The sequence below is a fragment of the Chondrinema litorale genome (assembly GCF_026250525.1).
Lineage (GTDB): Bacteria > Bacteroidota > Bacteroidia > Cytophagales > Flammeovirgaceae > Chondrinema > Chondrinema litorale.
The window spans coordinates 3,984,626-3,995,138 of the sequence record NZ_CP111043.1 but is presented as its reverse complement, the minus strand read 5'-3'; the positions used below and the strand labels follow the sequence as shown (position 1 = coordinate 3,995,138).

Genomic DNA, 10,513 nt, shown 5'->3' with positions numbered 1-10,513 from the left:
ATCAATCTAATTTTAATATTTCTCAATTAAGTTAAATTGTTCTATTTGATTTAGACAAAAAAAAATCCCGGCGTAACCGGGATCTTAAATCAAATGAGTAGTTTATCTATTGAATTTTAGCTAAATATTTTTTAGCCGTATTTACTTCCTGCGCTGCAGGATAATCATCAATAATACTTTGATAAATCATCGCCGCAGAATTAATATCATTTGAAACTTCGTAAGCTGTAGCCAACTTAAGTAAGTACATTGGAGTAAACTCCTTATTAGGATAATACTCTGTAGCTTTTTTATAGTTTGATACTGCATCACCAGTTTGTCCTTTTTGAAGATAAGCATCTCCTAATAAACAATATACTCTGGCTTGCACTAAGTAGTCATCACTGCTAAAATCAGACAAATGAGAAATAGCCTGATCATATTCCCCTTCTTTCAAGAAACTAACACCTGCATAAAAATCAGCAAGGTTTCCAGCTTCTGTCACTCCATACTCATCACTAATAGCAACAAAACCATCAGTATAGTTACCATCGCCATCAAGTGCCTTATTTAATGAATCTTTTTCAAAGTAAAATACAGCAGGGAAAAGTTGTTCCTGAGCGGTAACATCTTGCTTGTTCACATACCATTTATACCAAAAAATTCCACCAATAATTAACACTGCAACAGTTAAAACACCAGTTAGCAAATTTTTATTCTTATCTGCAAACTGTTGTGTTCTATTTAATTGATCCTGTAAAGCCTCAGGACTCTCATAAATCTTTGTTGATGTATCTTCCTTGTGTCCTGATGTTTTTCTCGTTGCCGTTTTATCTTTTTTTGCCATTGGAAATATTTTTTAAGGCTGCAAAAATAAACAATTATTCTTAATTACTAACTAGCAAACTTACCTAATTTTATTAAACAATGGCAACTGAACTAGTTATTATGCAAAAAAAAGGGTTTGGTAATTGCCCAAACCCAAAGCAATATATTGCTTTTAATATTAATTAGTACTGTAAGGATAATCCTCTTGTACGTAGATATCTTTAAAAATTTCTGATGGATCTGGGTACTTAGACTCTTCAGCAAATGTTACTGATTCTGCAACTACTTGTTTGATATCTTTATCAATTTTTTTCAAGTCTTCTTCTGTAGCATGACCTAACTCAAGAATTTTAGCTTTTACTTGCTCGATTGGATCTTGCTTTTTGTAAGATGCTAATTCTTCTTTAGTTCTGTATTTAGCAGGGTCAGACATTGAGTGACCTTTGTATCTGTAAGTTCTTAACTCAAGTAAAGTAGGTCCTTTTCCAGCTCTAGCTCTTTCAGCAGCTTCTTCTACAGCCAAATGCACATCCTCTACATTCATTGCATTTACTGGGTAAGAAGGCATATCGTAAGCTGCACCTAATTTATATAAGTCAGTTACGTTTGAGGTTCTTTGTACTGAAGTACCCATTGCGTAACCGTTATTTTCTATAGCAAATATTACTGGTAAGTTCCAAGACATTGCCATGTTGAAAGCTTCGTGGAAAGCACCTTGTCTTACAGCGCCATCTCCCATATAACAAATACAAAGATTACCTGTTTTGTTATATTTCTCAGCAAAAGCGATACCTGCACCTAATGGAATTTGACCACCTACAATACCGTGGCCACCCATAAATCCAACTTCCTTATCAAATATGTGCATTGAACCTCCTTTGCCCTTAGAGCAACCGGTTTCTTTTGCAAATAACTCTGCCATAACATTATTTGGGTGAGTTCCCAAAGCTAATGGCTGGCCGTGGTCACGATATGCAGTAATGTACTTGTCTCCTTTTATTAATGCTGATGCTGCTCCAACTGCACAAGCTTCCTGTCCTATATAAAGGTGGCAAAAACCCCTGATTTTTTGTTGACCGTATAATTGACCCGCTTTTTCTTCAAAACGTCTGATTAGAAGCATCTTCTCATACCAGTACATATATGTTTCTTTTGAAAAAATCGCTTCGTTTGCATTCTTTTCTTTTTCCTCTGTAACCATTATTAGATCTTTGACTTTAAAATATCAATTCTGGAAATCGTAAAATTTTGTCGAAATTCGTAAGTTTTGCTTTAATTTACAAACCCACAATAAGCTCAATGCTTTTTTAGCTTAATTTATTCTTAAATAGCGCTGTAAATTTATTCGATTTTATACTATAAATACCTCTTTTTTCAACTTACTTCACCTATTAAAATTAACAACTCTATAATAACATGCAATTGAATTTTAAAAAGTATGCAGTAATTGTAGCTGGTGGCAGCGGTAGCAGAATGAATACTAGAACACCCAAACAGTTTATCCGACTTAAGGATAAAGTTATTTTAATGCATACCATTGAAAAATTTAAACAAGCTGATAATAACACCGAAATTATTCTAGTACTACCAGACAACCATATAGAAACATGGAATAAGCTTGTGGCTGAGTATCTTTTTAATGTACCTCACAAAATTTATAAAGGCGGTGCATCAAGATTTCAATCAGTTAAAAATGGGCTTGAAGGTGTAAGCGATAAAAGTTTAGTTGCAGTACACGATGGTGTACGTCCATTTGTGTTAGAAGAGACTATCAACCTCTCGTATGAAGTTGCAGCAAAAAAAGGGAACGCAATCGTTTCGGTTCCCTTAAAAGATTCTATAAGAAAAGTAACTCCAGACTTTAACAAAGCTGAAAATCGGGCCGAGTTTAGATTAATTCAAACACCTCAAACCTTTCAATCAGACTTAATAAAAAAAGCGTACTTTGTTAAAGAGCAAGACTTTTTTACCGATGATGCATCTGTTTTGGAGTTTGCGGGCCATAAGATCAATTTAATTGATGGTTCCTATCAAAATATAAAAATTACCACTCCTGAGGATCTTATTTTTGCAAACTCAATGTTAAACTCTAATACTTAATAAAAAATATTTCGCAACACTTCTGTGTATCACTAAGAGATGATGTATTGATTAAAAAATCAATACTCATCTTCATTGAAAAAGAAATCTTCTTTAGTTGGATAATCAGGCCAAATTTCCTCTATGTTTTCATAAGGTTGGCCATCATCTTCCAATTCCTGTAAGTTTTCTACTACCTCCATAGGAGCACCCGTACGAATAGAATAATCGATCAATTCATCTTTAGTAGCCGGCCATGGTGCATCTTCAAGAAATGAAGCTAATTCTAATGTCCAATACATAATACTTATAATTAAATTTTAAATTAATTTGTTAGTTCCAAATAATATTTGATTCTAATTGTAATATTTAAATTACTATGTCATCAAATCCGAACAACGATATTTAATATTCGATATTTTCCGCGAAGTAAATAAAATATTTCAATTAAAAAAATTTTCTATATAATATTGATAATCAGAAACTTAATATTAAATAAAGAAAATTTTCTATCATATATTTTTTCAATAAAACATATTATATAAAAAAAGTTTATAAAAAGTAATTCTATTTTAAAATTTGATGATTTTATTAAGAATTCTTTAGAATAGAATTACAATAATTGACACAAAAAAAGAGGCCACCTTAATTAAAAGATGACCTCTTTTTTTGTATTAGTTGTCCCGTCCTGAATAAGCGTTACACAAAAAGTAACACTATGAAGAAAGACAATGAACCCCAGTATGTTAAGCGCACACAACGCGATTACAGTTATGCTTTTAAATTGCAGGTTGTTCAAGAAATAGAGAGCGGCTTTTTGGGAATAAAAGCGGCTCAACGAAAATATGGTATTCAAGGAAATGCTACGGTAAAAACTTGGCTGCTAAAATTTGGTAACTTAGATTGGGAGAATAAATCACATTTGAAAATGGAAAAATCCCCAGATCAAAAGCTTTTGGAGCTAGAAGACAAAGTCCGTTTACTAGAACAACAAAAAGCATCTCTAGAGAAGCGACTTGAAGATTCAGACAAGAAAGTGATCCTGTTTGATATGATGATAGATATTGCTGAAGCTGAGCTGAAAATACCCATCAGAAAAAAGTCTTTACCTCAACAGTTGATCGATTCAAGGTTGAACAAAAAGGGAGTGTGATACGGGCTTGTGAACTGTTGGGGATCAGTAGGCAGGTTTACTACCGCTCTATCAAAAGGAGGAGGTTAAAACAAGAAATAGCCACACAAGTAATTGCTATGGTACAAGAGGTACGCTTGAAAATGCCACGAATTGGCACACGAAAGTTATATCATTTGCTCTATGAACAGCTCAGAGAGTTAGGTGTTGGTCGAGATAGGTTATTCTCCATTATGAAAGCTAACCATTTACAAATAGTCCCGATGAAGCAATACCATGTCACCACAGACTCTCACCATCGATTTAGAAAGCATAAAAACCTTATCGAAAATTTTTATATCGATAAGCCTGAGCAAGTCTGGGTATCCGACATTACTTACATTGGCACAAGGGAAAACCCGATGTATTTATCATTAGTAACTGATGCCTACTCTAAGCAGATTATGGGATATAATGTATCAAATAGCCTAGATGCATCAGGAGCTGTAGAAGCTCTTCAAATGGCAATTACCAACCGACAATATCCTAAAAGGGAGTTGATTCATCATTCAGACAAAGGGCGCCTGCAAGGAGTACAGTACTGTTGTGATACCTATCAGCAGCTACTTCATAGTACTGAAATTGCTTGCAGCATGACAGAAAGTTATGATCCATATCAAAATGCAATAGCCGAAAGAGTAAATGGCCCCCATGGAATGGCATTTTAAAACACGAATTTATCTTAGGAATTACTACGTCAGATATAGAGCTAATGGACAAACTTATAGAACAGAGTATTTATATTTACAAACATGATCGGCCACATTGGAGCTGTTGGATGAACACTCCAGTTTTTATGCATCAACAAAACAAAGTCAAGATTAAGAACTATAGAAAGAAAAATAGCACCGAGTCTATTCCCGATGCTACTTAATTTTATCTTAAAATCTGTATCGATTTTTTAGGACTAGTCACTATATTTTTAAAGTATAGCGTCTGCGCTAAGTGTACTTGAATAGTTTACTTTCAACGCGTTTGCTTCTCTAAGTTGCTGCCTTACGTCGATAATAATACCCATTTTAGCATCCCTATCAACTTTTAGAGACATGGTTATTTTATCTCTTTCTACCTCATCTAGTTTTTCTTTTTCTGCAAAAACAAACTGAGGAATTTCATCTGGTTCAACCAAAACGTCATTAACCTGTATACGAGGTTCTTTACCGTATTTCTGAATATCTTTTGGTTTACCTATGTATATATAACTTACTAAAGACTTTTGCTCAAGTTTAGTTAACTGAGTAGCACTTGGTAATTTATTTTCTACAAGTAAGTCCGTTTCCCTCATTACTGTTGTTACCATAAAGAAGAATAACAACATAAAGATAATATCGGGTAATGCAGAAGTAGGAATTTCCTGACTGGTATTGGTTTTCTTTTTAAACTTTGCCATAATACCTGTTTTTTAAAGAATGAATTATTGGAAATTACTAATATCAGAAGGTTCAGCATCTGACACCTGATACGGGAAAGCTTCTCTAGCTCTATCGTACATATCTTCTCCCTCCTGGGTTTCTCTGTCTAAGTTCACAAATTCCTCAACAGTTATTCCCAGATATCCAGCTCTTAGTTCGTTATAAGCTAACTTTAGTTCGTCCACTACAGAAATATACATTTCGTAGCTTGTACCACGGTCAGTTTTTAAAGAAACTACTGCTTTAGACGGGCTTTCCGAAGATTTCGGATCCTTTCCATTATTGGTAACAAACTTTTTAACTTCTGATCTCAACTCAGAGATCTCCATTGGCATATCTTCAGCCAACATCATGTCTTTTGAGTTAATAAGGATATTAAAGATGTTTCTTTCGTTCAACTTAACATCCACCTGATCTTCAGGTTTAGGAGGAAGTTGTACATAAATACCCTTATCAGAAGCAATTGTAGTAGTTACCAGGAAGAATATGAGTAGCAAGAATGCGATGTCTGCCATTGAGCCGGCATTTACTTCGGCTGATTGTCTTTTACTTCTTCCCATAAAAACTATTATTTAAAGATTTTAGAAACTTCTGTGAATACAATACCAACAAGTGAAATACCTAACAGAATGTAAAACATAGTAAGTACACCACCGATGAATTTAGACATAGAAGCATCCACATCAAATTCCATGTATTTTGGAGTAACCTCGTTACCAGCTATAGAATAACCGATTAGGAATAATACTAATAGAATACCAAGTCCTACGAGTGTTCCAACTAAACTTTTAGGATCTCCTATTGATTTAATAAGTGGCATCAGGATAGAACCTGCTGCGGCTAATACTACCAACACATAAGATGCTGGTAGTAAATATGATGAAATAAATTCTTCCATAATTATTTATAAATTCAATTAATTCTACAATGAAAGCACCTGTATTCAGGCTTAATAATTAGCTGTTAGCAGCTACTTTATGCTTCACTAATACGTCTACGAAAGAGATAGAAGCATCTTCCATTTCATTTACTAAAGAGTCAACTTTAGCAACACAATAGTTGTAGAATAATTGAAGAATAATCGCAACGATAAGACCAGCAACAGTTGTTAAAAGTGCTACTTTAATACCACCAGCAACAAGAGATGGAGAAATATCACCAGCAGCTTCGATAGCGTCGAATGCACCAATCATACCAATTACAGTACCCATGAAACCTAACATCGGAGCCAAAGAGATGAAAAGAGAGATCCATACAAGACCTTTTTCTAATTTACCCATTTCTACAGAACCGTAAGCAATAATTGATTTCTCAACCATTTCGATACCTTCTGACATTCTCATAAGACCTTGAGTAAAGATAGAAGCAACTGGACCTTTAGTTGATTTTGTAACGTTTGCAGCAGCTTCGATACCACCTTCGGTGATAGCTTGGTCTACTTGAGCAACTAATTTTTTAGTGTTTGTAGTTGCAAGGTTTAAAGAAATAATTCTTTCAAGAGCGATTGCCAATCCTAAGATAAGACATAATAATACTGGGCTCATAAATCTCCAGTCACCTTCAATGAATTTTTCTTTTACAATCTGGTGGAAAGTTTGAGGTTCTGCTTCTTCCTCCTCAACTATAGGAGCTTCTTCTTCCATTGTGCTAGCAGTTTCAGTAGTAGAAACAGCAGTTGAATCATCTGCCATAGCAGTAGTATCTTCTGTAGCTGTTTCGTCCTGTGCTGTAGAAACTGAAGTTAGTCCGAAAGTTAAAGCACAAAGCAGAAATAATAACGAGAATAATTTTTTCATAACCTAATGTTTAATGTTCAATTAAAGTGTACAATGAAAGCCAAAATGTTTAAAATGAAGACTTATATAAATAAATCTTGCGGAGAGAAAGGGATTCGAACCCTTGGTGCCCGTTGCGGGGCACACTCGCTTTCCAGGCGAGCACCTTCGACCACTCGGCCACCTCTCCATTTTACTATGCAATCCAAAAATACAAAAAAGATACATTAAAAAAAGAATAAAAGGTACATAAACCCCATTAACTGTATCTAACTTTATCTTCGGATTGTGCAAATAAATTAATAAAAAATAGTTGTTGCAAATTTTCCAAATATTAATTTTCTAAATATTAATTGGATTATTACTGGAAAAATATAGCCTATTTCTTCTAAAACTTACATTTGATTACAACACATCCATCATTATTAGCTACATTCTCCTACCATAGGATTCACTAATAATTCTTTTATTACATCATTATCTGTATTATTACCCAGCACAAACATCATCTTCGTTATAGCTGCTTCAAAGGTCATATCTGCCGCTCCAATCACTCCCAAATCCTCTAAATATTTACTGGTAATATATTTCCCTTGCGCTACACTTCCCCCACTACACTGAGAAACATTTAATACATGTATTCCTTTTTCTATGGTTTCTGAAATCAAATTTAAAAACCAAGATGAAGTTGGCGCATTACCCGAGCCAAAAGTTTCTAGAATTACACCTTTAATATTTGGATTGTCTAGTAAAGGTTTCATCATATTATATGTAATCCCAGGAAAAATTTTTAGAACAGCAATATTATTATCCATCTTATTATAAATTTTCAATGGTTGATCTGCTTGTTCTTTTATAAGAGCTAGGTTGTATTCGATATGGATGCCAGCTACTGCCAACGCCGGATAGTTTGCCGATTCAAAAGCTGTGAAATTAAAATTCTGTACTTTTTTAGCCCTGTTACCTCTCAGCAACAAATGGTCAAAATAAATACATACTTCAGGAATAAGCGCTTTGCCTTCGTGCTTAGCTGAAGCTATTTCTAGTGCGGTTACCAAATTATCTCTCGCGTCTGTTCGTGAAGCACCTATTGGTAATTGCGCACCTGTAAATATTACAGGTTTTGACAAATTTTGCAACAAAAAACTCAAAGCAGATGCAGAATATGCCATTGTATCTGTTCCGTGCAAAATAATAAACCCATCATAATCATCATAAAAATCATAAATAATTCTCGATAACTCCAACCAATGGTTAATATTTATGTCAGAAGAATCTATGAGTTTACTAAAAGATAATACTGTGAGCTGAAATTCGAATCTTTTTAATTCTGGAACCTTTTCAATTACTTTCTCAAAATCGAAAGGAATTAAACTGCCAGTTTGTTCATCGTAATCCATACCAATGGTGCCACCGGTATAAATCACTAAAACAGATCCTCTCAGCCCTTTTTGAATAGCAGTATTTATGTTTACTGTTTTGTAGTACCTTGTCATTTATTGAATTAAGTATTTGCTTGCTTAGCAAATTTAGTTCATATTGTTTTTACTTTGAATACATATTACTGATATACAAAGCTAATCACTTAATTGAATTTTGAAATATTTGAGCGCTAAGGTTAGCTAATGATTCTAAATTAAGCTTAAAACATTAATTTTAAGTTTTATCAATCATACTTAAAATATGAAGAACAAAATATGGCTGTTAATACCGGTAGTAATTTTATTATTAGCTATAATTTTTTTTATGGGTAACCGGCCAAATGTCTCTAACCTAAACCCAAAAATTTCTGATATAAAAGAAATAGTGCCTAATGAGCTCGATAAGCAAATAACAGATAAAGAAGCCACAATTACAGGCTTAAAAGATAAAAACGAATCCAAAATATTTTGGAAAAACCCTGAAACTAAAGAAAAGACACCGTATAGTATAGTTTACCTACATGGTTTTTCAGCATCGTATGGAGAAGGCAATCCTGTTCACAGAAAAACAGCCCAATATTTTGGTTGTAATTTATATGTACCTAGGCTTTACAAACATGGTATTGATGAAAAAAATGCACTACTAGATTTTAACTCTGAAGCATATATTGAGTCTGCCAAAGAAGCGATTAAAGTAGGAAAACAAATTGGTGAAAAAGTAATTGTAATGGGAACTTCTGCAGGTGGTATGCTTGCAATCTATCTCGCAGCTAAAAATCCAGACTTAATAGAAGCCCTTATTCTCTACTCTCCTCTTGTAGATTTTTACGATGACGATATTCATCTGCTAAACTTGCCTTGGGGTTTACAAATCGGCCAAATGGTTACAGGTTCAGACATAGTGAACATTACTACAAAAAACGAAATGCAGAAACAATTCTGGACAACTCAATACAGACTCGAAGCTGTAGTAAACCTAGTTAGCTTAAATGAAGCCATTATGAAACCTGCAATTTTTAATGAAATAAAATGCCCCGTGTTTTTAGGTTATTACTATAAGGATGAAGAAAACCAAGACAAGGTAGTTTCTGTACCTGCCATGCTAGAAATGTTTGACGAATTGGGCACTCCTGAAAACTTAAAACAGAAAGTTGCTTTTGAAGATGCCAAAGAACATGTTATCTGTTCTGAAATTGTATCTGGCAACTGGCAAAGAGTTATGGATTCAACACATTACTTTTTAGCATTTACATTAAACCTTAACCCAGCAGATGAACTTGAAGAAGATGTACTGGAACTTCTAGAAGACTAATTTTCTGCGCTTCTCAACTTAATTCTTACAATGAATAATTAGTGATGTAATTCAAGTTTTATACTGATATAGGTCATAAATATTCATCTTTTTAAAGTGGTTATTTGAAGTACAAAAAGTTACTTACTTTACCAAATTACCCTAATAAGATGACAACTCTAGAACTTATATTTTTGATTTATGCGATAGTATTCGCACTTACTATATCTTTATACATGTACTTTGCACATAATGCAGAAGTAAATTACGAAGACGAAGACCTTGCTTTTAAAGATTACTTAAATAAAAGAAAACAAGCTAAACACGCTTGATATATTAATAAAACTTATACTATAAACCCACAGGTAAAATTATTTACCTGTGGGTTTATTTTTTACAGTAATTTATTTCGAATCAACCTCACTTAAAAATGAATAATACATAGTAAATCTTTCATTTTTTCACAAGTAGTAATAGACTCGTAATCAGTTCATTAAGTTTTATTATGATTTATAGTTTTAATAAAACATTTACACGTATAAATATAAGTTATATCT

At 33.5% G+C, this 10,513-nt stretch carries 14 protein-coding genes and 1 tRNA gene; 6 read left to right on the top strand and 9 right to left on the bottom strand.

What is annotated here, in order from left to right; all coding sequences use genetic code 11:
- Window positions 1–106: 106 nt before the first annotated feature.
- Both OQ292_RS16485 and pdhA read right to left on the bottom strand, forming a co-directional pair.
- Window positions 107–826, bottom strand: coding sequence for a tetratricopeptide repeat protein (locus OQ292_RS16485; RefSeq protein ID WP_284683241.1), 720 nt, complete (start codon window positions 824–826; stop codon window positions 107–109).
- A gap of 159 nt (window positions 827–985) precedes the next feature.
- On the bottom strand, window positions 986–2,008 hold the full coding sequence (pdhA, locus tag OQ292_RS16480; protein ID WP_284683240.1) for a pyruvate dehydrogenase (acetyl-transferring) E1 component subunit alpha: 1,023 nt from the start codon (window positions 2,006–2,008) through the stop codon (window positions 986–988).
- A gap of 215 nt (window positions 2,009–2,223) precedes the next feature.
- On the opposite strand from pdhA, the gene OQ292_RS16475 reads away from it, so the two are divergent.
- A complete protein-coding gene (locus OQ292_RS16475; protein ID WP_284683239.1) occupies window positions 2,224–2,907 on the top strand; it encodes a 2-C-methyl-D-erythritol 4-phosphate cytidylyltransferase in 684 nt (227 codons plus the stop codon).
- Window positions 2,908–2,966: 59 nt separating this feature from the next.
- Here OQ292_RS16475 and OQ292_RS16470 read toward each other — a convergent pair whose 3' ends face one another.
- Window positions 2,967–3,188 carry a DUF2795 domain-containing protein gene (locus OQ292_RS16470; protein WP_284683238.1) on the bottom strand — a complete coding sequence of 74 codons (222 nt, stop codon included), beginning with the start codon at window positions 3,186–3,188 and terminating at the stop codon, window positions 2,967–2,969.
- Window positions 3,189–3,604: 416 nt separating this feature from the next.
- Between OQ292_RS16470 and OQ292_RS16465 the strand changes: the two genes are divergently transcribed.
- From OQ292_RS16465 to OQ292_RS16455, 3 genes are read left to right on the top strand one after another with little or no spacing between them, the layout of a single operon-like run.
- Window positions 3,605–4,039 (top strand): transposase, encoded by a 435-nt coding sequence (locus OQ292_RS16465; RefSeq protein ID WP_284683237.1) that lies wholly within the window; start codon window positions 3,605–3,607, stop codon window positions 4,037–4,039.
- Window positions 4,040–4,056: 17 nt separating this feature from the next.
- Complete coding sequence (locus OQ292_RS16460) at window positions 4,057–4,725, top strand: IS3 family transposase (protein WP_284683236.1); 669 nt, start codon at window positions 4,057–4,059, stop codon at window positions 4,723–4,725.
- Between the two features lie 44 nt (window positions 4,726–4,769).
- Window positions 4,770–4,931 carry a hypothetical protein gene (locus tag OQ292_RS16455; RefSeq protein WP_284683235.1) on the top strand — a complete coding sequence of 54 codons (162 nt, stop codon included), beginning with the start codon at window positions 4,770–4,772 and terminating at the stop codon, window positions 4,929–4,931.
- A gap of 48 nt (window positions 4,932–4,979) precedes the next feature.
- On the opposite strand, the gene OQ292_RS16450 is transcribed toward OQ292_RS16455, so the two are convergent.
- From OQ292_RS16450 to OQ292_RS16425, 6 genes are all read right to left on the bottom strand, one after another.
- A complete protein-coding gene (locus OQ292_RS16450; protein WP_284683234.1) occupies window positions 4,980–5,447 on the bottom strand; it encodes an ExbD/TolR family protein in 468 nt (155 codons plus the stop codon).
- 24 nt (window positions 5,448–5,471) lie between these two features.
- Window positions 5,472–6,029: an ExbD/TolR family protein gene (locus OQ292_RS16445; protein ID WP_284683233.1), complete on the bottom strand. Its 558-nt coding sequence runs from the start codon at window positions 6,027–6,029 to the stop codon at window positions 5,472–5,474.
- 8 nt (window positions 6,030–6,037) lie between these two features.
- On the bottom strand, window positions 6,038–6,367 hold the full coding sequence (locus OQ292_RS16440; protein ID WP_284683232.1) for a hypothetical protein: 330 nt from the start codon (window positions 6,365–6,367) through the stop codon (window positions 6,038–6,040).
- A 58-nt stretch (window positions 6,368–6,425) separates the two neighbouring features.
- The gene (locus OQ292_RS16435; RefSeq protein ID WP_284683231.1) at window positions 6,426–7,265 is read right to left on the bottom strand and encodes a MotA/TolQ/ExbB proton channel family protein; all 840 of its coding nucleotides are present in this window, start codon (window positions 7,263–7,265) and stop codon (window positions 6,426–6,428) included.
- An 80-nt stretch (window positions 7,266–7,345) separates the two neighbouring features.
- Window positions 7,346–7,434: transfer RNA gene (locus tag OQ292_RS16430), tRNA-Ser, on the bottom strand.
- A 235-nt stretch (window positions 7,435–7,669) separates the two neighbouring features.
- On the bottom strand, window positions 7,670–8,740 hold the full coding sequence (locus tag OQ292_RS16425) for an asparaginase (RefSeq protein WP_284683230.1): 1,071 nt from the start codon (window positions 8,738–8,740) through the stop codon (window positions 7,670–7,672).
- A gap of 187 nt (window positions 8,741–8,927) precedes the next feature.
- On the opposite strand from OQ292_RS16425, the gene OQ292_RS16420 reads away from it, so the two are divergent.
- Both OQ292_RS16420 and OQ292_RS16415 read left to right on the top strand, forming a co-directional pair.
- Entirely contained in the window at window positions 8,928–9,977 is a 1,050-nt protein-coding gene (locus OQ292_RS16420; RefSeq protein ID WP_284683229.1) for an alpha/beta hydrolase, read from the top strand.
- Window positions 9,978–10,126: 149 nt separating this feature from the next.
- Complete coding sequence (locus OQ292_RS16415; RefSeq protein ID WP_284683228.1) at window positions 10,127–10,288, top strand: hypothetical protein; 162 nt, start codon at window positions 10,127–10,129, stop codon at window positions 10,286–10,288.
- Window positions 10,289–10,513: the final 225 nt, after the last annotated feature.

What these genes read in the sequence shown, in the direction of transcription:
- OQ292_RS16445 (WP_284683233.1), bottom strand. Translation starts at nt 6,029, where the DNA reads ATGGGAAGAAGTAAAAGACAATCAGCCGAAGTAAATGCCGGCTCAATG.
- OQ292_RS16470 (WP_284683238.1), bottom strand. Translation starts at nt 3,188, where the DNA reads ATGTATTGGACATTAGAATTAGCTTCATTTCTTGAAGATGCACCATGG.
- OQ292_RS16465 (WP_284683237.1), top strand. Translation starts at nt 3,605, where the DNA reads ATGAAGAAAGACAATGAACCCCAGTATGTTAAGCGCACACAACGCGAT.
- OQ292_RS16450 (WP_284683234.1), bottom strand. Translation starts at nt 5,447, where the DNA reads ATGGCAAAGTTTAAAAAGAAAACCAATACCAGTCAGGAAATTCCTACT.
- OQ292_RS16415 (WP_284683228.1), top strand. Translation starts at nt 10,127, where the DNA reads ATGACAACTCTAGAACTTATATTTTTGATTTATGCGATAGTATTCGCA.
- pdhA (WP_284683240.1), bottom strand. Translation starts at nt 2,008, where the DNA reads ATGGTTACAGAGGAAAAAGAAAAGAATGCAAACGAAGCGATTTTTTCA.
- OQ292_RS16475 (WP_284683239.1), top strand. Translation starts at nt 2,224, where the DNA reads ATGCAATTGAATTTTAAAAAGTATGCAGTAATTGTAGCTGGTGGCAGC.
- OQ292_RS16485 (WP_284683241.1), bottom strand. Translation starts at nt 826, where the DNA reads ATGGCAAAAAAAGATAAAACGGCAACGAGAAAAACATCAGGACACAAG.
- OQ292_RS16440 (WP_284683232.1), bottom strand. Translation starts at nt 6,367, where the DNA reads ATGGAAGAATTTATTTCATCATATTTACTACCAGCATCTTATGTGTTG.
- OQ292_RS16455 (WP_284683235.1), top strand. Translation starts at nt 4,770, where the DNA reads ATGGACAAACTTATAGAACAGAGTATTTATATTTACAAACATGATCGG.
- OQ292_RS16420 (WP_284683229.1), top strand. Translation starts at nt 8,928, where the DNA reads ATGAAGAACAAAATATGGCTGTTAATACCGGTAGTAATTTTATTATTA.
- OQ292_RS16425 (WP_284683230.1), bottom strand. Translation starts at nt 8,740, where the DNA reads ATGACAAGGTACTACAAAACAGTAAACATAAATACTGCTATTCAAAAA.
- OQ292_RS16435 (WP_284683231.1), bottom strand. Translation starts at nt 7,265, where the DNA reads ATGAAAAAATTATTCTCGTTATTATTTCTGCTTTGTGCTTTAACTTTC.